At 62.9% G+C, this 22,833-nt stretch carries 21 protein-coding genes; 7 read left to right on the top strand and 14 right to left on the bottom strand.

The features are described 5' to 3' along the window. The 7 genes from pheT to API01S_RS29580 all read right to left on the bottom strand — a co-directional run bounded on the left by pheT (position 1) and on the right by API01S_RS29580 (position 7,490). Complete coding sequence (gene pheT, locus API01S_RS27320; RefSeq protein WP_050729220.1) at positions 1-2,418, bottom strand: phenylalanine--tRNA ligase subunit beta; 2,418 nt, start codon at positions 2,416-2,418, stop codon at positions 1-3. Between the two features lie 13 nt (positions 2,419-2,431). Beyond that, positions 2,432-3,454 (bottom strand): phenylalanine--tRNA ligase subunit alpha, encoded by a 1,023-nt coding sequence (gene pheS / locus API01S_RS27325; RefSeq protein ID WP_006218742.1) that lies wholly within the window; start codon positions 3,452-3,454, stop codon positions 2,432-2,434. Positions 3,455-3,531: 77 nt separating this feature from the next. Continuing rightward, positions 3,532-3,891, bottom strand: coding sequence for a 50S ribosomal protein L20 (gene rplT, locus API01S_RS27330; protein WP_006218741.1), 360 nt, complete (start codon positions 3,889-3,891; stop codon positions 3,532-3,534). Positions 3,892-3,906: 15 nt separating this feature from the next. Further along, entirely contained in the window at positions 3,907-4,104 is a 198-nt protein-coding gene (rpmI, locus tag API01S_RS27335) for a 50S ribosomal protein L35 (RefSeq protein WP_006218740.1), read from the bottom strand. 435 nt (positions 4,105-4,539) lie between these two features. Further along, positions 4,540-6,072, bottom strand: a complete 1,533-nt coding sequence (locus API01S_RS27340) for a YifB family Mg chelatase-like AAA ATPase (protein ID WP_061306620.1) — start codon at positions 6,070-6,072, stop codon at positions 4,540-4,542. 163 nt (positions 6,073-6,235) lie between these two features. Then, a complete protein-coding gene (locus API01S_RS27345) occupies positions 6,236-6,487 on the bottom strand; it encodes an accessory factor UbiK family protein (protein ID WP_006218738.1) in 252 nt (83 codons plus the stop codon). A gap of 169 nt (positions 6,488-6,656) precedes the next feature. Beyond that, the gene (locus API01S_RS29580; RefSeq protein WP_254598584.1) at positions 6,657-7,490 is read right to left on the bottom strand and encodes a DUF5339 domain-containing protein; all 834 of its coding nucleotides are present in this window, start codon (positions 7,488-7,490) and stop codon (positions 6,657-6,659) included. 93 nt (positions 7,491-7,583) lie between these two features. Between API01S_RS29580 and API01S_RS27355 the strand changes: the two genes are divergently transcribed. Further along, positions 7,584-7,922, top strand: a complete 339-nt coding sequence (locus API01S_RS27355) for a P-II family nitrogen regulator (RefSeq protein WP_006218735.1) — start codon at positions 7,584-7,586, stop codon at positions 7,920-7,922. A gap of 32 nt (positions 7,923-7,954) precedes the next feature. Continuing rightward, positions 7,955-9,193 carry an ammonium transporter gene (amt, locus tag API01S_RS27360; RefSeq protein WP_050729222.1) on the top strand — a complete coding sequence of 413 codons (1,239 nt, stop codon included), beginning with the start codon at positions 7,955-7,957 and terminating at the stop codon, positions 9,191-9,193. 169 nt (positions 9,194-9,362) lie between these two features. Here amt and ptsP read toward each other — a convergent pair whose 3' ends face one another. The 6 genes from ptsP to thrS form a co-directional block, all read right to left on the bottom strand. Beyond that, positions 9,363-11,120, bottom strand: coding sequence for a phosphoenolpyruvate--protein phosphotransferase (ptsP, locus tag API01S_RS27365; protein WP_081451601.1), 1,758 nt, complete (start codon positions 11,118-11,120; stop codon positions 9,363-9,365). A 55-nt stretch (positions 11,121-11,175) separates the two neighbouring features. Further along, positions 11,176-11,445, bottom strand: coding sequence for an HPr family phosphocarrier protein (locus tag API01S_RS27370; RefSeq protein ID WP_006218730.1), 270 nt, complete (start codon positions 11,443-11,445; stop codon positions 11,176-11,178). Between the two features lie 116 nt (positions 11,446-11,561). Further along, positions 11,562-11,963 carry a PTS sugar transporter subunit IIA gene (locus tag API01S_RS27375; protein ID WP_006218729.1) on the bottom strand — a complete coding sequence of 134 codons (402 nt, stop codon included), beginning with the start codon at positions 11,961-11,963 and terminating at the stop codon, positions 11,562-11,564. Positions 11,964-11,980: 17 nt separating this feature from the next. Then, the gene (gene gshB / locus API01S_RS27380) at positions 11,981-12,952 is read right to left on the bottom strand and encodes a glutathione synthase (protein ID WP_006218728.1); all 972 of its coding nucleotides are present in this window, start codon (positions 12,950-12,952) and stop codon (positions 11,981-11,983) included. A gap of 158 nt (positions 12,953-13,110) precedes the next feature. Beyond that, positions 13,111-13,665 (bottom strand): translation initiation factor IF-3, encoded by a 555-nt coding sequence (gene infC, locus API01S_RS27385; RefSeq protein WP_081451529.1) that lies wholly within the window; start codon positions 13,663-13,665, stop codon positions 13,111-13,113. A gap of 20 nt (positions 13,666-13,685) precedes the next feature. Further along, entirely contained in the window at positions 13,686-15,638 is a 1,953-nt protein-coding gene (gene thrS / locus API01S_RS27390; RefSeq protein ID WP_006218726.1) for a threonine--tRNA ligase, read from the bottom strand. 556 nt (positions 15,639-16,194) lie between these two features. Here thrS and API01S_RS27395 point away from each other — a divergent pair. Further along, positions 16,195-16,935, top strand: a complete 741-nt coding sequence (locus tag API01S_RS27395) for a response regulator transcription factor (protein WP_006218725.1) — start codon at positions 16,195-16,197, stop codon at positions 16,933-16,935. A gap of 23 nt (positions 16,936-16,958) precedes the next feature. Here the strand turns inward: API01S_RS27395 and hemN are convergent, their stop codons facing one another. Next, entirely contained in the window at positions 16,959-18,395 is a 1,437-nt protein-coding gene (gene hemN / locus API01S_RS27400) for an oxygen-independent coproporphyrinogen III oxidase (RefSeq protein WP_061306621.1), read from the bottom strand. 125 nt (positions 18,396-18,520) lie between these two features. On the opposite strand from hemN, the gene API01S_RS27405 reads away from it, so the two are divergent. The 4 genes from API01S_RS27405 to API01S_RS27420 all read left to right on the top strand — a co-directional run bounded on the left by API01S_RS27405 (position 18,521) and on the right by API01S_RS27420 (position 22,805). Beyond that, on the top strand, positions 18,521-18,766 hold the full coding sequence (locus tag API01S_RS27405) for a hypothetical protein (protein WP_006218723.1): 246 nt from the start codon (positions 18,521-18,523) through the stop codon (positions 18,764-18,766). Between the two features lie 218 nt (positions 18,767-18,984). Then, a complete protein-coding gene (locus API01S_RS27410) occupies positions 18,985-19,728 on the top strand; it encodes a FadR/GntR family transcriptional regulator (RefSeq protein WP_006218722.1) in 744 nt (247 codons plus the stop codon). Beyond that, positions 19,725-20,969, top strand: coding sequence for a Zn-dependent hydrolase (locus API01S_RS27415; protein ID WP_050729225.1), 1,245 nt, complete (start codon positions 19,725-19,727; stop codon positions 20,967-20,969). The genes API01S_RS27410 and API01S_RS27415 overlap by 4 nt, the downstream gene beginning before the upstream one ends. Positions 20,970-21,230: 261 nt before the next feature. After that, complete coding sequence (locus API01S_RS27420) at positions 21,231-22,805, top strand: ABC transporter substrate-binding protein (protein ID WP_006218720.1); 1,575 nt, start codon at positions 21,231-21,233, stop codon at positions 22,803-22,805. The last annotated feature ends 28 nt before the right edge of the window (positions 22,806-22,833 follow it).

A 22,833-nucleotide genomic window follows, 5' to 3' on the forward strand; every position in this document is an offset into this window, starting at 1 on the left:
TCATGTACGCTGGCGCGCGCCGTGGGCACTGACCAATGCATCCTTGATGCGGGACAGGCAATCCGCCACACGGGCTTCGTCCAGGGTGACCTCAGTGTCCTGTAGCCAGAAACGGAAAGCAAGGCTTTTCTCGGTGACGGGCTCGCTGCCATGGGCCTTCTCGCGCCACACGTCAAACACGCGCGCGTCCTGCACGACGGCCAATTGCGCATCGGCCTTGACCGCCGCGAACACCGTGTCCAGCATCGATTGCGTCGACACGCCGGCATCCACCCACAACGCCAGATCGCGCACCACGACGGGCTGACGCGAGAGCTCGCGCACTTGCGGCAGCTCGCCTTCGGACAAGGCTTGCACGTCCAGTTCGAACACGACAGGCGCGTGCGCCAGATCTGCCTGCTGCGCCCAACGCGGGTGCAGTTCGCCGATCCAGCCCACTTGCTTGCCGTCCAGTTCGATGCGGGCGCTGCGGCCCGGATGCAGCGCGGGATGTGCGGCGGCTTCGAAACGCAAGCGACGGCCGCGTGCGCCGAACAGCGCCTCGACGTCCATCTTCACGTCGAAGAAATCGACTTGGCGCGTGGCGATGCCCCACTGCTCTTCAACGGCCGGGCCCCACGCGGCGCCCGACAGACGCATCGGTTGACGCACGCCCGCGACTTCCAGCGGACCATCTTGCGCACTGGCGTCGCGCATGAAGACGCGACCCAGTTCGAACACGCGAACGCGCGACTGCTTGCGGTTGGCGTTGTGGCGGATGTTGGCGATCAGGCCACCGATCAGGCTGGAACGCATGACCGACAAATGGCTTGCGATCGGATTGACCAGGCGCACCGGCGTATCGTTGCCTGCGTAGTCGCGTTCCCAATCGGCTTCGACGAAGCTGTAGTTCACGACTTCCTGATAGTCCTGCGCGGCGGTCAGGCGACGCAGCGCGTGCGCGCCGCGATGCACTTCAGGCTGCGAGAACATCTTGGCGCGCGCCATCGGCGGCACATCGGGAATGCTTTCGAAGCCATAGATGCGCGCCACTTCCTCGATCAGGTCTTCTTCGATCTCAAGATCGAATCGGTACGACGGCGGGATGACGATGAAGTCATCGCCTTCGACCGTGAATTCCAGACCCAGGCTGGCGAAAATCTTGGCGACCTGCTCTTGCGTGACGGGCACGCCCAGCACGCGATGGCAGCGCGCCAGACGCATGCGCACCGGAGCGCGCGTCGGCAGGTTGACGACTTGATCGTCCACCGGGCCGACCTGGCCACCGCAGATGTCGACGATCAGGCGCGTGATGAATTCAATGTGTTCGGGAATGCTGGCGTAGTCCACGCCACGCTCGAAGCGATGGCTGGCTTCCGAGCTGAACTTGTAGCGACGCGCGCGGCCGGCGATGGCCTGCGGCCACCAGAAAGCGGCTTCCAGATAGATGTTCTGCGTGTCCAGCGTCACGGACGTGGCTTCGCCGCCCATGATGCCGGCCAGGCTTTCGACCTGCTCACCGGCCACGACCACACCCACCTTCGGATCCAGCGCGACGGTCTGGCCATTCAACAGTTCCAGCGTCTCGCCTTCGCGGGCCCAACGCACGGAAATGTCGCCGCCGATCTTGTCCAGGTCGAACACGTGCGACGGCCGGCCAAGTTCAAGCATGACGTAGTTCGAGATGTCGATCAGCGCCGACAACGAACGCTGGCCAGCGCGCTCAAGACGCGTCTTCATCCATTCGGGCGTGGCGGCGCGAGCGTTCACACCACGAATGACGCGTCCGGCGAAACGGCCGCAAAGTTCCGGCGCTTCGATCTTGACGGGCAGGCGCTCGTCCAGCGTCACGGGGACCGCCACGGCGGTCGGCACGGACAGCGGAGCGCCGGTCAGCGCAGCCACTTCGCGCGCCACGCCGAGAATCGACAGGCAGTCGGCGCGGTTGGGCGTGAGCTTGAGCGTGAAGAGCGTGTCGTCCAGGTCCAGCGCTTCGCGGATGGACTGGCCAGGCACCATGTCGGCGGGCAGCTCCAGCAGGCCGGCGTGGTCTTGCGACAAGCCCAGCTCGCGTGCCGAGCACAGCATGCCCGACGATTGCACGCCGCGCATCTTCGCCACGCCGATCTTCATGCCGCCGGGCAGTTCCGCGCCCACGCGGGCCAGCGGCACCTTCAGGCCGGCAGCCGCATTGGGCGCGCCGCAGACGATTTGCAGGCGCTCGCCGGAGCCGTCGTCCACTTGGCAGACGCGCAGCTTGTCGGCGTCGGGATGCGGAGCGATATCGACGATGTGGGCCACGACCACGCCGGTGAAGGCCGGTGCGGCGGGCGCGGTGTCTTCGACTTCCAGGCCGGCCATGGTGAGCCGGTGCGCGAGTTCATCGGTTGCGATCGGTGGGTTGACCAGCGTACGCAGCCAGGATTCGGGAAATTGCATGATCAGCCGTCTGTTATTCGTTGAACTGGCGCAAGAAGCGCAAATCGCCTTCGTAGAACTGGCGCAGGTCGTTGACGCCGTAGCGCAACATCGTCAGACGCTCGAGTCCGGAACCAAAGGCAAAGCCGATGTAGCGCTCGGGATCCAGGCCAAAGTTGCGCACCACTTCGGGGTGCACCTGACCCGAGCCGGAAATTTCCAGCCAGCGGCCACGGTTGGGGCCCGAGGTGAACATCATGTCGATTTCGGCAGACGGTTCCGTGAACGGGAAGAACGACGGACGGAAGCGCACGACGAGATCATCGCTTTCAAAGAAGCAACGCAGGAAATCGGTGTACACGCCTTTCAGATCTGCGAACGAGATGTCCTCGGCGATCCAGAGCCCTTCCACTTGGTGGAACATGGGCGAGTGCGTGGCGTCGCTGTCGACGCGATAGGTGCGCCCCGGCGCGATGACCTTGATGGGCGGCTTGTGCATGCGGGCGTAACGCACCTGCATGGGGCTGGTGTGCGTGCGCAGCAGCAGCGGCAGGCCGTCGGCGTCGTTCATGTCGACGTAGAACGTGTCCTGCATGGAACGCGCCGGATGGTCCAGCGGGTTGTTCAAAGCGGTGAAATTGGTCCAGTCGTTTTCCACTTCGGGGCCATCGGCCACATCGAAGCCTATGGAACGGAAGATGGCTTCCACGCGTTCCCAGGTCCGGATCACCGGATGGATGCCTCCCGGCGCGCGACCGCGGCCAGGCAGGGTGACGTCAATGGTTTCGGAGGCCAGTCGGGCGTCCAGTTCCGCCTGCGCCAATGCGGCGCGGCGCGAATTCAGGAGCTCTTCGACTTGTTGCTTGGCCTGATTGATCCGGGCGCCCATCTCGCGCTTTTGCTCGGGATCGAGTTTGCCCAGGCCTTTGAGCAGCACCGTCAGTGCGCCTTCCTTACCCAGGAATCGAGCCTTTGCGTTCTCAAGCGCGGCGGCATCCGTAGCCGCGGCGAACCGTTCTTGCGCCTGGGAGACCAGGTCGTCAACCAATAGAGTCATGAAATCCAGCCTTCAAAACGCAAACGGGGCTATTACAGCCCCGTTTGCAGCGATGCGCGATGAGTTAAAGCGCGCGATCAGGCAGCCAAGGCAGCCTTGGCTTGCTGCACGATGGCGGCAAAGCCGGCCTTGTCGCGCACGGCCAGATCGGCCAGGACCTTACGGTCGAGTTCGATCGAAGCCTTCTTCAGACCAGCGATGAACACGCTGTAGCTGACGCCATGTTCGCGGACAGCAGCGTTGATACGCGTGATCCACAAAGCACGGAACGTGCGCTTCTTGTTACGACGGTCGCGGTAGGCGTATTGGCCAGCGCGCATGACTGCTTGCTTGGCAATACGGAACACATTACCGCGGCGGCCACGGTAACCCTTGGCGGCGGCAATGACTTTTTTGTGACGTGCGCGGGCAGTTACGCCGCGTTTGACGCGAGGCATATTAGATCTCCCTTATCAAGCGAAAGGCATCATGGCCTTGACGGAGGCCACGTTGGATTCATGAACCGCCGTCGAGCCGCGCAATTGACGCTTGGCCTTGGTGGTCTTCTTGGTCAGAATGTGGCGCTTGAACGCCTGACCGCGCTTGATGGAGCCGCTGCCGCGAACCTTAAAGCGCTTGGAGGCGCTTTTCTTGGTTTTCATCTTGGGCATGATGATTCCCTAAACTTAACTCGTAGTTGATTTGACATGACGCCAGGTGCTTGACGCGGGTGGCTGGCAGCCCAAGGGCTGGTACCGACACCACGCAAAACTTGTAAACCTGTTGCCACTTCTTGGGTATTGCACTGGGGTACTGCTTGAGGCCTTGCTGGGGATTTGCTCGCTGCCGCACTATCGTGCCGGACTATCGTCCAACCCTACACTGCCGCCTGCGCCAAGCCCCCGTTTTTCAAGCCCCCGTTCTTTCTACCAGCGTCGCTTAAGGCCATAAGTTATGGCCCGGGCGCAACCGGCATCTTCCCCCGAACCAGGAAAAAAGCGACCCAGATCCGGGAAAGCCTTTGATTATATGGTGATTTCTGGCCCCTTGTCGAGCCGGAATGCGGAAAAACCCGAGTCGGACGCCCGGCAGGGTTCGAAGCAACCCTACAAACCCGGCCGGCGGTATTGAACCGCTTGCGCCACATGGCTGGCGTCAATCAGGTCTGCCCCACCCAGGTCAGCGATGCTGCGGGCTACCCGCAACGCCCGGTGCAAGGCCCGCCCAGACCCGGACAGGCGGCGCATCGCCTGAAACAGCAGCGCCTGTGCATTGGCCTGCATCACGCAGTACTGATCGAGTTCGGGGCCGCTCAATAAAGCGTTCAGCTTGCCCTGGCGTTCGATCTGGCGCTGGCGACTTTGCCGTACCCGTTCCCGCACCAGACAGGAGGCCTCCCCCGAGGGACCCGCCATCGCTTCCGGATCGGACGGCGGCAGCGCCACGTGCAGGTCGATCCGGTCCAGTAGTGGCCCCGATATTTTTCCCACATAGCGCGCGACTTGGTCCGGCGTACATCCGCAAGCCCGTCCGGGATGCCCACGCCAGCCGCACGGACAGGGGTTCATCGCGGCGACCAACTGAAACTGCGCCGGGAACTGCGCGGCATGCAGGGCTCTGGAGATGACCACCCTGCCCGCCTCCAGCGGCTCGCGCAAGGCTTCAAGGGTTCGTCGGCTGTACTCCGGCAGTTCATCCAGGAACAGCACCCCGTTATGCGCCAGGCTGATTTCACCCGGGCGCGGCCGGCTCCCGCCGCCGACCAGCGCGGCCACCGACGCCGAGTGGTGCGGCGCCCGAAACGGCGGCTGACCCATCAAGCTCTGCGGGCAACCCGCCAATGCCGCAACGGCCGCCGCCTCCAGCGCCTGCGACCGGTCCAGCGGGGGCAGCAAGCCGGGCAAACGCGCCGCAAGCATGCTTTTTCCCGCGCCCGGCGGCCCCACCATCAGCAGGCTGTGCCCACCCGCCGCCGCCACCTCCAATGCCCGCCTTGCGCCCGCCTGCCCTCGCACGTCCGACAGGCACGGCGCGGGCGGCGCTTGCGGCCACGCCTTGGGAACGGCATCGGGCAATAAATGCGCGCCCGCTGCGTGCGCGGCCACATCCGCAAGGCTACGCGCCGACAACACTCGCAGATCCGGCACCCACGCCGCCTCTTCCGCGCTGCCCGACGGCAGTATCAGCGTGGCGCCGGGCGTGTCGCGGGCCACGCTGAGTGCAATGACCAAGGGCGCCGCAACGGGCACCAACGCGCCCGTCAGCGACAACTCGCCCGCCAGCACCAGATCAGCCAGTGACGGATCGGTCGCACGTGGCTCGCCCGCCTCTTCGGTGCCAGACGGCGCGGCCAATTGCCCCGAGGCCAACAGCAAACCCAGTGCGATGGGCAGGTCAAAGCGCCCCGATTCCTTGGGAATGTCCGCTGGCGACAGATTGACGGTGATGCGCCCGGGCGGAAAATCAAATCCGCTGTTCAATATCGCGGCGCGCACGCGTTCGCGGCTTTCGCGCACCTCCGTATCCGCAAGACCCACGACATTGAAGCTGGGCAGCCCGGGGCCCAGATGGGTCTCGACCCGGACGGCGTGCGCATGCAGGCCGCTAAGGGCCCGGCTGGCAAGAACAGCAAGCGTCAAGACAGTCTCCTGAAGAAGACTGCCAGTATCGGCAATTCAGCAGACGGGCGACGCGCCGACCGGGACAACTATGTCGCGCATCCAGACACCCATACCCCCAAAGCACAACGACCGCGTCAGGCGGTCGTTGTGGTTCAGGCCAGGTCTGTCGACCAGCGCCGCGTTACTTGTCCAGCGCGGACAGACGCGATTCCATCTGCTGCACCTGCGCTGCCAGTTGATCCACACGCGCACGCGTGCGGGCCAGCAGGTCGGCTTGCACGTCGAACTCTTCGCGCGTGACCAGATCCAGTTTGGAGAACGCCTGCGTCATCATTGCGCGCACGTTGCGTTCCACATCCGCCGCCGGACTGCGGGCGATCAGGTCGGAGATATTTTTCTGGATGTCTTCCATCCATTGGGTGCGATTATTCATAGCGGCCTCTCATGTTCTTGACGCCTCAAGTGTAGTGCTTTGGCTGGCCGGCGCAGTCCGACCGCGGACCCGAAAGCCAAAAAAAAGAGGGCGGGCCGCATGCGGTGACCGCCCACCAAAGCACAGGAGAAAACCGGGCTGCCATGGCGGCAACCCCCTACCAACATCGTTACGGGCAACCCATCTGGCTTGCCGATTGCGAAAACAAATCAGTTGACTGCTTGCACTGCGCGGCCAAATTCGTCTTGTCTGGAATAGCGGCCCACTGCGTCTTGGCCGCATCGAGCTGCTGCTTGACGCTGACCGCCGCCGGATTGCTGCTTCCTAATTTATCCATGCACGCGTTCACCTTGGTCAGATACGCCTCGCACTCGGCCGGCAACGTTGCCGAAGCGCTGGCGACCGACGGGCTGGCCGCTGGTGCGGCCGCCGCGGGTGACGTCGGAGCAGGAGTCGTAGAGGCGGCCGGTGGAGCCACCTTCTCTTCATTCTTGCAGCCGGCCAGGACACCTACCGAAGCGGCCAGCGCGACTGCACTTATCAGCTTGCGATCGATCCTCATGGTGTCCTCTTCGTTCTTGCTTTTTATCTGGAGAGCCGGGGCGCCGACACCGCAAAGCGGGGCAGCTACGCTCATCCATCGGGATGACCTGTCTTGATTCTTCTTCAGCAGCCCCTTCCCAACAAGCCGCTCCGTGTAAACCCCGGTATCACGCGAAGGCCAGATTCGCGACAGCGAAACCCAGCCCAAAAGCAGCCCTTGTGGATTGTCGATCCGCGCGCAGCGTTGTGTCGCAACGCTTGGCGGCGCACGGGCCGTAGCGCCCCATGTATGGCTGGACGCAAAATCCAATACAAACGGCAACGCCCGCAGCATCAACTCGCTACAAATACCGGCTTTGAAACATATTTGGTTGCACGCCCCTTCTGCGCGCACGTCGCACCACATTGAGGCGAAGAAGTGGTGCATAACGCCCCATGTTGGTGCAAACAGGCACAACATGCGCGCGCACCGCCCGCGTTACCGGCCTTGCAAAACATGGCATGGATATTGCTTGATAGTCGAGGCCAACGTGCAACCATGAGAGGAAATGCCATGAAACTCATCATCGCCATCATCAAGCCCTTCAAGCTCGACGAAGTGCGGGTGGCTCTATCCGGGATCGGCGTCCAGGGACTGACTGTCACCGAAGTAAAGGGTTTTGGCCGTCAAAAGGGCCATACCGAGCTGTATCGCGGCGCGGAATACGCCGTCGATTTTCTGCCCAAGCTGCGCGTCGAAGCCGCCGTGCCCGATCACCTTGTCGACCAAGTCATCGAAGCGATCGAGCAAGCCGCTCGTACCGGCAAGATCGGCGACGGCAAGATCTTTGCCGCCCCGCTGGAACAGGTTATCCGTATCCGCACAGGTGAAGCTGGCGAAGCTGCGCTGTAAATAAATAAAGAAAGACTCATTGGAGCCTGAAAATGGATAAAGCAGATATCTCCTGGTTGCTCGTCTCTACCCTGCTCGTATTGATGATGGCCGTACCCGGTCTGGCGATGTTCTATGGCGGCCTGGTACGCAGCAAGAACGTGCTGTCTGTGTTGCTGCAAGTGTTGTGCACGTTCGTGTTGGGCCTGGTTCTCTGGTTCATCTACGGTTATTCGCTTGCCTTCACCGAAGGCAACGCATTCTTCGGCGGCCTGTCGCGCGCCTTCTTCTCTGGCATGTTCACGCCGGCTGACGGCAAGTACGCCATGTCGAACACCCTGACCGAGCTGCTGTTCGCCTCGTTCCAGGCCACGTTCGCCGGCATCACTTGCGCGCTGATCGTGGGCAGCTTCGCCGAACGCGCCCGCTTCTCGGCGGTGCTGGTGTTCACGGTGATCTGGTTCACGTTCGCCTACATTCCGATTGCGCACATGGTCTGGTTTGCGTCCGAGACGGCGCCCGGCCTGCTGAACGCCAAGGGCGCGCTGGACTTCGCCGGCGGCACGGTGGTGCACATCAATGCGGGCGTGGCCGGTCTGGTCGGTGCTTATGTGGTGGGCAAGCGCGTGGGCTACGGCCGCGAAGCGATGCAGCCGCACAACCTGCCCATGACTTTCGTGGGTGCCGCCCTGCTGTGGGTGGGCTGGTTCGGCTTCAACGCGGGTTCCGCCCTGGCTGCCAACGAGAACGCCACGCTGGCCTTCTTCAACACCATGATCGCCACCGCCGGCGCTGTACTGGCCTGGTTGTTCACCGAATGGGCTGTGAAGGGTAAGCCGTCGATGCTGGGCGCGGCGTCCGGCGCGATTGCCGGCCTGGTGGGTATCACCCCAGCAGCCGGCCTGGTCGGCCCGGTGGGCGCACTGGTCATCGGCGTCATCGCCGGCGTCGTCTGCGTCTGGGGTGTGAATGGCTTGAAGCGTCTGCTGCGTGCCGATGACGCGCTGGACGTGTTCGGCGTGCACGGTGTGGGCGGTATCGTCGGCGCCCTGCTGACCGGCGTGTTCAATGCGCAGATTCTCGGTGGCCCCGGCCTGGCCGAACCTGGCATGATCGCCCACCAACTGTGGGTGCAGCTGGAAGGCGTGCTGATCACCATCGTCTGGTCCGGCGTGGTGGCATGGATTGCCTACAAGATCGCCAACGCCCTGTGCGGCCTGCGTGTGCCGGAAGACCAGGAGCGCGAAGGCCTGGACGTCACCAGCCACGGCGAATCGGCGTACCACAGCTAAGAAGCGGTATCGCAGCCTCGCGCCGTCAGCGCGGGGCTTGCAAGGAACGGCGTCGGGGCCCTGCCCTGGCGCCGTTTTTCATTGGGAAACCAGCTGACAAGAAAAACGCCCCGGATTCGGGGCGTTCGGCGTAAGACGATTCAGGCAGACCGAATCAACGAAGGTGCGGTCAAGTCGGTCCCAGCGCGTCCAGATCGACGGGCAGTGCGCGATTGAGCGCCGTGGCCACCTTGATGCGCAAGGCGTTCGAATGCGCGCGGCGAACCTCGCGCTTGACGTCCAGCAGTTGCTGCGGATGCATGGAAAACTCGGTCAGGCCCAGACCCAGCAACAGCCGCGTCATGCGCGAATCGCCCGCCATTTCGCCGCAGACAGCCACCGGCTTGCCGGCGCGCTCGCCCGCGTTGATGGTGTTGGCCACCAAGCGCAGCACGGCGGGATGCAGCGGGTCGTACAGCGCCGCCACGTCGTGGTCGCCACGGTCGATGGCCAGCGTGTACTGGATCAGGTCGTTGGTGCCGATGGACAGGAAATCCAGCGCCTGTGCAAATGGCTCGATCGCGATGGCAATGGCGGGAACCTCGACCATGGCGCCCACTTCCATGTGCGGCGCGTAGGCCTGCCCGCGCGCATCCAGCTCACGGCGCGCGGACTCGATTGCCGCCTTGGTCGCCACCACTTCGTGCATGTGCGCAATCATGGGAATCAGTAGCCGGACCGGGCCGTGCGCCGACGCGCGCAAGATGGCGCGCAACTGCGTGGCGAACATTTCGGGGCGCGCCAGGCAGTAGCGGATGGCGCGTTGGCCCAATGCGGGGTTGGTCGCCACGGTGGCTTCGCCGTCCAGCGTCTTGTCCGAGCCGATGTCCAGCGTGCGGATCGTGACGGGCCTGCCCGCCATGACCTTGACCACCGAGGAATAGGCTTCGTACTGCTCTTCCTCGCCAGGCAGGTCGGGACGGCCCATGAACAGGAATTCGCTGCGGAACAAGCCGATGCCATGCGCGCCCGAAGCCAGCGCCAAGGCAGCCTCTTCGGGCAATTCAATATTGGCGTGCAGGACGATGTCGATGCCGTCGAGCGTGACCGAAGGCTCATCGCGCAACAGGCCCAATTCGGCGCGCTCGTCGGCGTACACGGCCTGTCGGCGACGGTATTCCTGAAGGATGCGATCCGACGGATTGACCACCACGGCGCCGGCCGCGCCATCGATGATGAGCATGTCACCATCGCGCACCAGCTCACGCACGTTGCCCATGGCCACCACGGCCGGCACGCCCATGCTGCGCGCCACGATGGCGGTATGGGAGGTGGGGCCGCCCAGGTCTGTCACGAAAGCGGCGAAGCGGCCGCCGCGCAGACGCAGCATGTCTGCGGGCGAGATATCGTGCGCCACCACCACCAGCGCATCGTCGCCGCCCATGTGAGACATGTCGGGCAGGATCGCGGAGGTGCCGGCAAGCACGTGCAACACCCGTTCGATGACCTGGCGTACGTCGGCCCCGCGCTCGCGCAGGTACTCGTCTTCCATGGCGTCGAACTGCTGTCCCAGCATCTGACCTTGCGTGGTCAGGGCCCACTCGGCGTTGTAGTGACGCTCGGCGATGAGAGCCAGCGTCTGCTCGGCCAGAAGGGGATCACCCAGCAGCAGGCTGTGCACGTTCAGCATCGCGCCCAGCTCACGCGGGGCGTCAGCCGGCAAGGTGTCGGCCAACAGGCGCAGCTCGTGCTGGGCCGAGGCCAGCGCCTCGGTCAGGCGGCTGCTTTCCGCCGGCACGTCCTCGGGCGCTATCCGATAGTGCGCCACTTCAAGCGCCGCGGCGCCCATGACGACCGCGCGTCCGATGGCATATCCCTTGGCAACCCCTTTGCCATAAAGGCAAACGACGGGACTGGCAGCGCCAGCCCCGTCGTGGGCATTGTTCAGGGTCGAAGACAGGCCAGCCTCGGCAACGCCCAGGCTGGCGGATTCAGGGGTTGTTCTATTCCTGCTCACCGAATTTGCTGTCGAACAGAGTTTCGATTTCGGAAAGGGCCTGCTCGGCATCGCCGCCGGAAGCCTCCAGCTTGACCGTGACGCCCAGCCCGGCCGCCAGCATCATGACGCCCATGATGCTCTTGGCGTTCACTCGTTGCGCGCCGCGCGAAATGAAGATTTCGCTTGAGAACTTGCTGGCCAGTTGCGTCAGCTTGGCGGCGGCCCGCGCATGCAAACCCAATTTATTGCTGATGACGATGTCTTTAGTAGGCATAGGAAATATTATGACCGCGGATTAAAGCCGCAGTGTTGATCGCAGCAAAGAGCCAAACCGCCAACCGCTTTTCGACTTGAAATACCAGCCGACATAATAGGGCAAATTCCCGCCCGTCAGTCTACACGCAAGACGCCCTGCACTCCGCCCGCCAGGGCTTTTTCGCGCGTATCGGCAAGCGGAAGATTGCGATAGGTCAATGCGCGCAGCAGCATGGGGGTGTTCAGACCGGCCAGAACGCAGCATTGAATGCCCTGGGCCTGGGCGTCGGCCACGGCGCGCTTGGAGATATTGGCGGGCGTTGCGCCGATCAGATCCGTCAGCACAAGCACGCCACCGCCGTGATCCTGTTCCAGGATGTCTTTGAGGACAGCCGGCGCCTGATCATCGGGCCGGTCCTCGGGCAGGATGTCGTGAATGGCCAGCATGCCGTCAAGGTCTCCCATGACGTGGCTGGCGCATTCGCGCATCGCCGCGCCCAAAGGCGCGTGCACGACGATAACAATACCCGTGGTCATGACGGAATCCAGAAAGATCAGGCTGCCAGGGCAGTGGTCGCCACGGCTTTTTCAAGCGCCTGGACGAACATGCCCGCGACATCGAAGCCGGTCTGTTCGGCAATCTCTACGAAACAGGTGGGGCTGGTGACGTTGACTTCGGTGACGTAATCGCCAATGACGTCCAGGCCGACCAGCAGCAGGCCGCGAGCAGCAAGCTTGGGCGCAACGGCTTCGGCGATCTGGCGATCGCGCGGGGACAATTCCTGCGCCACGCCACGGCCGCCGGCAGCCAGGTTGCCGCGCGTTTCGCCGGCCAGCGGGATGCGGGCCAGCGAATACGGCACCGGTTCGCCGCCGATCAGCAAGATGCGCTTGTCGCCCTTGACGATGTCAGGGATGTAACGCTGGGCCATGATGGTGCGCGCGCCGTTATCGGTCAGCGTTTCCAGGATGGCATTCAGGTTGGGGTCTTTGGGTTGCAGGCGGAACACGCCCGTGCCACCCATGCCGTCGAGCGGCTTGACGATCACGTCGTGGTGCGTGTCGTGAAAAGCCTTCAGGCGAGCCATGTTGCGGGTCACCAGCGTCGGGGCGGTGAACTCGCTGATTTCGGTGATGGCCAGCTTTTCGGGATGGTTGCGAATGGCCGCGCCGCTGTTGAACACGCGCGCGCCCTGCGCCTCGGCATATTCGAGCAGGTGCGTCGAATACACATATTCCATATCGAAAGGCGGGTCTTTACGCATGACGACAGCGCCAAAATCCGCCAATGGCAGATCTTGAGCGGGGGACTCGGTCCACCAATCGTGACCGTGCAGGTCGGCGTCCGCCACCAGCGCGATGGGCGTGGTGACTGCCTTGACCGAACCGGCCTCGATGTAGAGATCGCCCTGCATGGCCACGCTGAGCGTGTGACCGCGCGCCACGAGGGCACGCATCATGGCAACCGAACTGTCCTTGTACGCCTTGAGGAGCGGCAAGGGATCCAAAACGAACAAAACATGCATCGCGACACCCTGAACGTACGCCGCCTTCCCTCGCGGGAAGGCGGCTTTTTGACATCGTAGCGCAGAGCCGCCCAATAAGCGAACCCGCCGGCCACGTGACGGACGGCGGGTCGGATGGGAAGCGGCCAAGCCTTCATAGAGAAGGCTATGGCTGGAACTTACGCGGCAGATTCAGGCTTGCCCGCAGCGGGCACGGCCTTCTTCTTGGGCGCCAGCACCATGACCATCTGACGGCCTTCGAGCTTCGGCATGGCTTCGACCTGGGCAAGTTCCAGCAGATCGTCACGCACACGTTCAAGCACGCGCATACCAAGTTCCTGGTGAGCCATTTCACGGCCACGGAAACGCAACGTCACCTTGGCCTTGTCGCCTTCCTCGAGGAAGCGGCGCAGGTTGCGCAGCTTGACTTGGTAGTCGCCCTCATCGGTGGCCGGACGGAATTTGACTTCCTTGACCTGGATGACCTTCTGCTTGGAACGAGCTTCGGCTTGGCGCTTCTGCTCTTGGTACTTGAACTTACCGTAGTCCATCAAACGGCAGACCGGCGGTTCGGCGTTCGGCGCGATTTCCACCAGATCCACGTCGCTTTGCTCGGAAAGACGGAACGCGTCGGCGATCTTGACGATGCCCAGCTGTTCTCCGTCCAGACCTATCAGGCGCACCTCGGGGACGCGGATTTCACCGTTGATGCGATTGGCTTTTTCAGTGGCGATGTTGAAAGCTCCTAGAAATGTTAAGCAGCACTGCTATCAGGTTGATTGACGTCGCGACGGGCGGAGACATCCTCGGACAACCGCGCGACGAATTCGTCGTATGCGATGGCGCCAAGGTCCAATCCACCCAGACCGCGGACGGCTACGGTGCCGTTTTGTTTTTCCTTGTCGCCGACGACAAGAATGTACGGCACCTTTTGCAGGCTGTGCTCCCGGATTTTACGAGTGATTTTTTCACCACGCAAATCGGACTCTACTCTAAAGCCTTGTTTTTTCAGGCTTTGTGTTATTTCAGCCGCATAATCGGCCGAAGGTTCGGAAATGCAGCATACAACGGCTTGCACCGGGGCCAACCAAGGCGGCATCGCCCCGGCATGGTTTTCGATCAACATGCCGATGAAACGCTCGAGCGAGCCGAGGATGGCACGGTGCAGCATGACCGGCGGACGACGCTGGTCGTTTTGGTCCACATACTCGGCGCCAAGGCGCACGGGCATGGAGAAGTCGACCTGAATGGTACCGCATTGCCAGTGGCGACCGATGGCGTCTTTCAAGGTGTATTCGACCTTGGGACCGTAAAACGCGCCTTCCCCGGGCGAAATCTCGAATTCGCAACCCGTGCGGCGCAGGCTTTCCATCAGCGCCTGCTCGGCCGTATCCCAGACTTCGTCCGAGCCGATACGCTTTTCGGGACGCGTAGCGACCTTGTACAGCACCTCGGTGAAACCGAAATCACGGTAGACCTTTTGCAGCAGGGCCGTGAAATCCGCGCACTCGTCCTGCAACTGTTCTTCGGTACAGAAGATGTGGCCGTCATCCTGCGTGAAACCGCGCACGCGCATCATGCCGTGCAGCGAACCCGACGGTTCATTGCGATGGCATTGACCAAATTCGCCATAGCGCAGCGGCAGTTCGCGATAGGAATGCAGGCCGGCGTTGAAGATCTGCACGTGGCCCGGGCAGTTCATCGGCTTCAGGCCATAGACCCGGTTCTCGGACTCGGTCGTGAACATGTTTTCACGATAGTTGTCCCAGTGGCCCGTCTTCTTCCACAACGAGATGTCGAGAATCTGCGGCGCCTTCACTTCCTGGTAGCCGTTGTTGTTGTAGATGGCGCGCATGTACTGCTCGACCTGCTGCCACAACGCCCAGCCCTTGGGATGCCAGAAAATCAGGCCCGGGGCTTCGTCCTGGAAGTGGAACAGATCAAGTTCGCGGCCAATCTTGCGGTGGTCGCGACGCTCGGCCTCTTCCAACATGTGCAGATAGGCCTCCTGCTCTTCCTTGGTGGCCCAGGCCGTGCCGTAGATGCGCTGGAGCATCTCGTTCTTGCTGTCGCCGCGCCAATAGGCGCCTGCCACCTTCATCAGCTTGAACACCTTCAGCTTGCCGGTGGACGGCACGTGGGGGCCGCGGCATAGGTCGATGAAGTCGCCTTCACGATACAGGCTCAGGGGCTCGTTGGAAGGAATGGAAGCGATGATCTCGGCCTTGTACTTCTCGCCGATGCCCTTGAAGAATTCAACGGCGTCGTCGCGCGACCACTCTTCGCGGGTGACGACTTCGTCTTTCTTGGCCAGCTCGGCCATCTTCTTTTCGATGGCGACCAGATCTTCAGGCGTGAACGGACGCTTGTACGAAAAGTCGTAGTAGAAGCCGTTGTCGATCACGGGACCGATGGTGACCTGCGCGTCCGGAAACAATTCCTTGACGGCATAGGCCAGCAGGTGGGCGGTCGAATGGCGGATCAGATCCAGGCCATCGGCATCCTTGGCGGTGACGATCGCCAGGCGCGCGTCGCCTTCGATGCGAAAGCTGGTGTCGACCAGCTTGGACTCGGCGCCTTCAAAGGTCACGCGACCGCCCAAGGCGGCCTTGGCCAGGCCCGTACCGATCGACTGAGCCACTTCGGCGACCGTGACCGGCCCCGGATATTGGCGTTGCGAACCATCGGGCAATGTGATCTGTACCATCGGGAGTGCTTCCTGGGGTTCTTGGAACGAGAAAAAATCAATAAACGGAAATGAAAAACGCGGCCTGAGAGCCGCGTTTTCTGGATGTCTTGCTGAGTCTTACCGCTGACCTGACACGGTGAAACCCGACGCACGAAAAACTAACGCGACATAGGGCGAAAGTTCCGGGTCGTAGTTCGTGCCAGCGGGAAAAACATGATTCTGAGCCTGTTCAAACGCGCCATCAGGCGCGTTGCAAGTTGCGCGGCCACATCGACGGGAAACCAGACGGGGCCAAGCCCCAGGAATCCACGATCAGACCGCAATTAACGTTGCCGATTGTAGCACCCTTTGCGCCTTTTCCGTATTGCCGTCAAGGCCTGCGAGGCCGATTCTGTCCGATTGATTGCGCATCTGGGGGTGCAACGGTCTGATATTCGCGTGATTCCGATCCGGACACGCTGTCGAAAACGTACCCTTCCATCGCAAATTTATGACTAGGCGCGGAGCGTGCTCCGGACTTCAACTCTGGCCGGGTGCAAACGACACTGCATTCGCTACCGGCCGTGGAGCATCGATGAAAGCTGTCCCAAACCGTGTGACCAAAGCGGCCTCTCTTTCCAACCTGCCCCGCTGCGGCGAAGGCGTCCGCTCGGGCGGTCGCCGGCACCTGCTGCTGTCGCGGCTGCCTTCGGTCATCAAGGTGGCAATACTGGACGACCATCCGGTCGTTGCGCTTGGCGTTGGCGCGTATTTGGAAAGCCGCCCGGGCTTTCGGGTTCTGCACCGCGAAACCTCGGCGCGTGCCCTAATGGAGAAACTGAGCCATACGCCCTGTGACGTCGCGCTGATCGACTTCTACCTACCCCAGGAACCGTGGGACGGCGTCAACTTCCTGCGTCGCCTGCGGCGCTACCATCCCGGCTTGGCGATCATCACGTTTTCGGCCGGCAATCGGCAGGAAACGCAATACGCGGCCTATCGAGCGGGCGCCAATGGCTATCTGGCCAAGCAATGGGGAATGATGCTGTTGCCCGAAATCATCCGAGGCGTCCTCAACAGCAAGAACGCGTTTCTTTCCGTGCAGGACGGCAAGATCCGCCCGCTGCTGCCCACCCACCCGCACGCGATGCTGACCACATCGGAAGTCGAGATCCTGCGCCACATCAGCCAGGGCCTTTCGGTCACTCAGATCGCGGAGCGCCTGTCGCGAAGCAAGAAGACCGTCAGCACCCACAAGCGACGCGCAATGTGCAAGCTGCAACTGGCAGATGATTTGTCGCTGGCGCTATACCTGCGCGAGAAATTCGCGGAATGAGCCCCGCGCCCCACCGCCCGGCGTCAGATGATGCGCGAATAACTGGCGCCCGAACTCGCGCTGCCCAGATAGCCGTCAAACGCCATGGCGACGGCGCGCACGAAGTACCAGCCCAGTCCCGTCACCTGGACCTGGCCGGCGCGCAGGTTGACCAGCCCCAGCTCGGCCAGGTTGGCCATTTGCAACAGCTCTCGGCTGAAATAGTCGCCAAAGCGCAGCCCATGGCGTGCTTCCACGGCAGCGAAGTCCACCCGGCCCTGGCACATGATGTCCATGATGACTTCCCGGCGCACCAGGTCATCGGAAGACAAGCAGAGGCCACGCTCCACCGCGAAATGGCCGGACTCGATCGCCGCGTAATACGTATCCAGCACCTTGGCGTTCTGGCTGTACGTATTGCCGATGCGGCCGATGGCCGACACGCCCAGCGCGACCAGATCACGGTCGGGCTGCGTGCTGTAGCCCTGGAAATTCCGGTGCAGCTCGCCGCGCTGCTTGGCAATCGCCAGCGCATCGGTGTTCAGCGCGAAATGGTCCATGCCGATATACGTGTAGCCCTGCTGCAGGAACCCGTCGATGGCAGCGCTGAGCAAGCCCACCCGCGTCTCGCGGTTGGGCAGATCCGCTTCGTGGATGCGACGTTGAGGCTTGAAGCGTTCCGGCAGATGCGCGTAGGCGTACAGCGCAATGCGGTCGGGCCGCAGCGCCACCACCTGCTTGATCGTGCGCGCGAAAGATTCCGTGGTCTGCAAGGGCAAGCCGTAGATCAGGTCCATATTGACCGACTCATAGCCCAGCGAGCGCGCGCTTTGCATCAGCGCGCGCACGTCCTCGAAAGACTGCACGCGGTGGACCGCCTTTTGCACCCGTTCGTCAAAGTCCTGAACGCCGAAACTCAGACGGTTAAAGCCCAGTCGGCGAAGATGCGCCAGACGCTCTGGCGTGGCCGTGCGCGGGTCCACCTCGATGGAAATTTCGGCGTCAGCCGAAAAACGGAACCCTGCCCGCAGGTCCTGCATCAATCGCGCCAGTTCCGCGTCAGACAGAAAGGTCGGCGTACCGCCGCCAAAATGCAACTGCGAGACGGGCACGCCCGCCCCCAGTTCCTCGACATGCATTGTGATTTCGCGGGTCAGCGCATCCAGATAGCGCGCCGCGCGATCATGATGGCGCGTGACCACCTTGTTGCAGGCGCAGTAATAGCAGACCGAGTCGCAGAATGGGATGTGCACGTACAAGGAGAGCGGCTCGACCGGGCTGACGGCGCGCCGCTTGCGCAGCGCCACCCGGTAGTCCTCTTCGCCGAAACCGCTGTGATATCGATCGGCCGTGGGATAGGACGTGTAGCGGGGTCCGTTCTTGTCCAGCCTTGCCAGCAATTGGGGCGGAAAAAATGGCTCGGCGGCGACCGCGGGCGCGGGCGCGGGCGAGAAATGGACGGGGCTCAGGGTGGCTTGCATACCCAGGATTATTCGCTCTTGCGGGTCACCACAGCTTGATCTTGCGCAAACCCCGCTCCGGCACAAGCGCCCGCACAACCCCGCCCGTAAAATGCGCCTTTCACGTTGCACAACAAGGACGCCTCATGGGCACTGAACTGGACGGCCGCCTGCTGGCCATGCGCCAGGCGGTGGCAATTGCCATCGCCCTCTCTACCCGCAGCAGCCCGCAAGCCACCGACATGGCGCTGGAACTGCTCAATGACCTGAAGGCGGGCATGGATAGCGCGCCCTCGGACAGCCCGTTCGAAAAGCCGGAATGGGTCGAAGGCGCCCAGGACGAACTCGACGGCATCGCGCGCCTGGTGCGCGCCTTTACCAAAGAAGCCTGAGCCAGCGGGCCGGCCCCTCGCGCCGGCCCTGCCCCGCCGCGCGCGGGGGGCCTTTGTCCTCGCGAATTCCCATTGCCTAACTGGCCTGACCACCAGATAGGAAGCCGTGAATTCCCTCTGATCGTTTTCCCTGAAAAGGCGAATTTCCCCTTCTATTTCAATAACGACGTGCCTATATTGGTGGCCTGACCACCAGGCCAAGTTTCCGCCACGTCGTGATGAGCACCTTCCAGGCTGTCGCCGCCACCCGCCTGTATCGCATGATTGCCGACCAGATTGCCGGTCGCATCCGCGCGGGCGATTTTGCTCGCGGCGCGCGCCTGCCCTCCGAACGCGAACTGGCCGAACAACTGCAAGTCAGCCGGGCTTCCATCCGCGAAGCATTGATCGCCCTGGAAATCGAAGGCTATGTGGAAGTGCGGGTGGGAACCGGTGTGTTCGTCACCATCTCGCCAGACGGGGCCGCTTTTCCCGCGGTGCCCCCGCACGGCGCCCCCGCCTTGGCCCAACAGGACGACATCGGGCCGTTCGACCTGCTTGAAGCCCGCATGCTGATCGAGCCCGAATGCGCCGCGCTGGCCGCGCATCAGGGCACGCCCGCACAGATCGCCGCCATCCGCGACGCGCACGCCGCCATGTCGCTGACCGACTCACCTGGCCTGCACGACCGCGCGTTTCATAGCGCCATCGGCGCGGCGTGCGGCAACGCGGCGCTGGCCTCGGCCCTGGCGCACCTGTGGAATCTAAGCGTGGCCAGTTCGCTCTACAGCCGCATGCAGGACTACTTCGTCACCACGCAGGCGTGGGCCGCCGCCCATGCCGAGCACCAGCGCATTCTGAACGCCATCACCGCGCGCGATCCCATCCGTGCGCGCCATGCCATGCACACGCATCTGCTGGGCATCCTGGCGCGGCTGCGCGAAGACTTCGACTCACTCACCGACCATCGAGGCAATCCATGACCACGTCTTCCCTGTCCATCAATGGCCAACGTCTTTGGCAGTCGCTGATGGATCTGGCGCGTATCGGCAGCACGCCCAAGGGCGGCAACTGCCGCCTGGCGCTGACCGAACTGGACGGCCAGGGCCGCGACCTCGTCACCGGCTGGATGCGCGAGGCGGGCATGACCGTGCGGGTGGACCAGGTGGGCAACATCTTCGCGCGCCGCGCGGGCCGCAACAACGATCTGCCCCCGGTCATGACCGGCAGCCATATCGACACCCAGCCCACCGGCGGCAAGTTCGACGGCTGCTACGGCGTGCTGGCCGGCCTGGAAGTGATGCGCACGCTGAATGACGCCGGCATCCAGACGGAAGCGCCGCTGGAAGTGGCGATCTGGACCAACGAAGAAGGCTCGCGCTTCGTTCCCGTGATGATGGGATCCGGCGTGTTCGCGGGCAAGTTCACGCTTGAGACGGCGCTGTCGGCGCGCGACGCGCAAGGCATTTGCGTGCGAGACGAATTGGCGGCCATCGGCTATGCGGGCACGGACCCCGTGGGCGGACGCCCCGTCGACGCCTACTTCGAAGCGCACATCGAGCAAGGCCCGATTCTTGAACACGAGGAAAAAACCATCGGCGTCGTCACGGGATCGCTCGGCCTGCGCTGGTACGACATCACCGTGACCGGCATGGAAATGCACGCCGGCCCGACCCCGATGCCAATCCGTCGCGACGCGCTCTTTGCCGCCAGCTTCCTGGTGCAGACCGTGATCAACATCGCCAACGCGCATCAGCCGCACGGACGCGGCACCGTCGGCGAGATCCACGCGCATCCCGGATCGCGCAACGTGATTCCCGGCCAGGTGCGCTTTACCGCCGACCTGCGCCACGAAGACGAAGCCACGTTGACGCGCATGGACCAGCAATGGCGCCGCGCCTGCGATGACATCGCGGTCGCTCATGGCGTGCAGGTGGAATTGAAGGACGTGCAGTATTTCCGCCCTACGCCCTTCGACCCGGATCTGGTGGACAAGGTGCGGCGTGGCGCGGCCAGCCGAGGCCTGCCCGCGATGAACATCGTCACGGGCGCTGGCCACGATGCCGTCTACATGGCCGCGGTGGCGCCCACCGCCATGATCTTCGTGCCGTGCAAGGATGGCATCAGCCACAACGAAATTGAAGACGCGCAGCCCGAGCATCTGGAAGCCGGCTGCAACGTTTTGCTTGATGCCATGGTGGCGCGGGCCAACGCCGCCGCATAGCGGGAACCGTTACCAAACAGCCCCTCACGCGGCCGGAGCGCCCCTGCCAACGCCTGTTTGGCGCGCCCCGCGTGCACCGCCGATTTCGCCGCATTGGTGCGCGGCCTGCCTTACCCAGCACCTGTACGAAGCATGGCTGTAGCGGTTTTATCTGTAGTACCCCTGATCAACCCAGGTGGCACAAGGTTTGCTTGTCAAAGCACGGCATCCGCCGCGCAGCGGCGGTCACCTGTCAGTCCCTTTCCAGCCCGGAGGCTCGCAGTGAAATCGAAGAAATGGTTCTCCCTAAGCATCGGCGCATTGGTCCTTGCGGCCGCGCTACCCGCCTCGCAAGCCTTGGCCCAGACCAAAGGCGGCACGCTGAACATGATCGTGCAGCCCGAACCGCCCGTGATCGTCACGGCGATCAACCAGCAAGGGCCCACGCAGTTCGTCGCGGGCAAGATCTACGAAAGCCTGTTGACCTATTCCACGGACCTCAAGCCCCAGCCGGGCCTGGCCAAATCCTGGGAAGCAGCGGCGGATGGACTGACCTACACGTTCCACCTGCAAGACAACGTCAAATGGCATGACGGCAAGCCGTTCACCTCGGAAGACGTCGTGTTCTCGCTGTCCGAGATGTTGCCCAAGACCCATGCGCGCGCCCGCGTCATCCTGAACAAGTTCGTCGAATCGGTCACCGCCCCCGACGCAAAGACCGTCGTGGTCAAGCTGAAGACGCCGTTCCCGGCTTTCATGCTGATGTTCGAACCGGGCTTCGCGCCCATGATGCCCAAGCATCTGTATGCAGGCACGGACTTCATGACCAACCCGGCCAACCAGAAGCCCGTGGGCACCGGTCCGTTCATGTTCAAGGAGTGGAAGCGTGGCGAATACATCAAGCTGACGCGCAACCCTGACTACTGGAAACCGGGCAAGCCGTACCTGGACGAACTGGTCTTCAACGTGATTCCCGACGCGGCCTCGCGCGCGGTCGCCTTCGAACGTGGCAGCGTGGACGTGCTGCGCGGCGGCGACGTGGACAACGTCGACATCAAGCGCCTGCGCGCGCTGCCCAAGGTGGAATACACCACGGCCGGCTGGGAAATGTTCTCGCCGCAGGCCTACCTGATCTTCAACATGCGCAAACCGCCCTTCGACAATCTGAAGGTGCGTCAAGCCATCATGGCGGCGATGAACCGCAATATGGTGGTCAACAATATCTTCTTTGGCCTGGGCAAGGTGTCGACCAGCCCCTTCGTGACCACCGAAATGTTCTACGACAAGAACATGCCAGCCATGCCGTTCGACATGAAGAAGGCGCGCGCGCTGATCAAGGAATCGGGCATCAAGCCCGAGGACTACACCATTCGCCAACTGAGCTTTCCGTATGGTTCCACCTGGGACCGCCTGGGCGAATACACCAAGCAGGCGCTGGAGCAGCTGGGCTTCAAGGTCAATGTGGAATCCACCGACGCGGGCGGCTGGGCCAGCCGCACGGGCAACTGGGACTTTGATCTGACCACCACGTTCACCTACCAGTACGGCGACCCCGCGCTGGGCGTGCAGCGCCTGTACATCTCGTCGAACATCGTCAAGGGTTCGCCGTTTGCCAACGTGCAGGGCTACAGCAACCCCGAAACCGACAAGCAATGGGAAGCCGCCGCCTCCGAGGTTGACCCGGCCAAGCGCCAGGAAATCTATACCAAGCTCCAGACCACGCTGGTCAACGACGTGGCCAACGGCTTCCTCGTGGACATGGAATTCCCGACCTTGTATCGCGCCAACGTCAAGAACCTGGTCAAGACCGCAATCGGGCTGAACGAATCGTTCGACGACGTCTACATCGAAAAGTAAGCGCAGCAAGACGCCGCCGCGAAGCCCT

It is taken from the genome of Achromobacter piechaudii NBRC 102461 (assembly GCF_001571245.1).
In the GTDB taxonomy this organism is placed as follows: domain Bacteria; phylum Pseudomonadota; class Gammaproteobacteria; order Burkholderiales; family Burkholderiaceae_B; genus Achromobacter; species Achromobacter piechaudii.

Bases quoted from the DNA above. Each gene is read 5' to 3' on its own strand.
- pheT (WP_050729220.1), bottom strand. From the start codon at position 2,418: ATGCAATTTCCCGAATCCTGGCTGCGTACGCTGGTCAACCCACCGATC.
- pheS (WP_006218742.1), bottom strand. From the start codon at position 3,454: ATGACTCTATTGGTTGACGACCTGGTCTCCCAGGCGCAAGAACGGTTC.
- rplT (WP_006218741.1), bottom strand. From the start codon at position 3,891: ATGCCTCGCGTCAAACGCGGCGTAACTGCCCGCGCACGTCACAAAAAA.
- rpmI (WP_006218740.1), bottom strand. From the start codon at position 4,104: ATGCCCAAGATGAAAACCAAGAAAAGCGCCTCCAAGCGCTTTAAGGTT.
- API01S_RS27345 (WP_006218738.1), bottom strand. From the start codon at position 6,487: ATGAATAATCGCACCCAATGGATGGAAGACATCCAGAAAAATATCTCC.
- API01S_RS29580 (WP_254598584.1), bottom strand. From the start codon at position 7,490: ATGTTGTGCCTGTTTGCACCAACATGGGGCGTTATGCACCACTTCTTC.
- API01S_RS27355 (WP_006218735.1), top strand. From the start codon at position 7,584: ATGAAACTCATCATCGCCATCATCAAGCCCTTCAAGCTCGACGAAGTG.
- amt (WP_050729222.1), top strand. From the start codon at position 7,955: ATGGATAAAGCAGATATCTCCTGGTTGCTCGTCTCTACCCTGCTCGTA.
- API01S_RS27370 (WP_006218730.1), bottom strand. From the start codon at position 11,445: ATGCCTACTAAAGACATCGTCATCAGCAATAAATTGGGTTTGCATGCG.
- API01S_RS27375 (WP_006218729.1), bottom strand. From the start codon at position 11,963: ATGACCACGGGTATTGTTATCGTCGTGCACGCGCCTTTGGGCGCGGCG.
- gshB (WP_006218728.1), bottom strand. From the start codon at position 12,952: ATGCATGTTTTGTTCGTTTTGGATCCCTTGCCGCTCCTCAAGGCGTAC.
- thrS (WP_006218726.1), bottom strand. From the start codon at position 15,638: ATGGTACAGATCACATTGCCCGATGGTTCGCAACGCCAATATCCGGGG.
- API01S_RS27395 (WP_006218725.1), top strand. From the start codon at position 16,195: ATGAAAGCTGTCCCAAACCGTGTGACCAAAGCGGCCTCTCTTTCCAAC.
- hemN (WP_061306621.1), bottom strand. From the start codon at position 18,395: ATGCAAGCCACCCTGAGCCCCGTCCATTTCTCGCCCGCGCCCGCGCCC.
- API01S_RS27405 (WP_006218723.1), top strand. From the start codon at position 18,521: ATGGGCACTGAACTGGACGGCCGCCTGCTGGCCATGCGCCAGGCGGTG.
- API01S_RS27410 (WP_006218722.1), top strand. From the start codon at position 18,985: ATGAGCACCTTCCAGGCTGTCGCCGCCACCCGCCTGTATCGCATGATT.
- API01S_RS27415 (WP_050729225.1), top strand. From the start codon at position 19,725: ATGACCACGTCTTCCCTGTCCATCAATGGCCAACGTCTTTGGCAGTCG.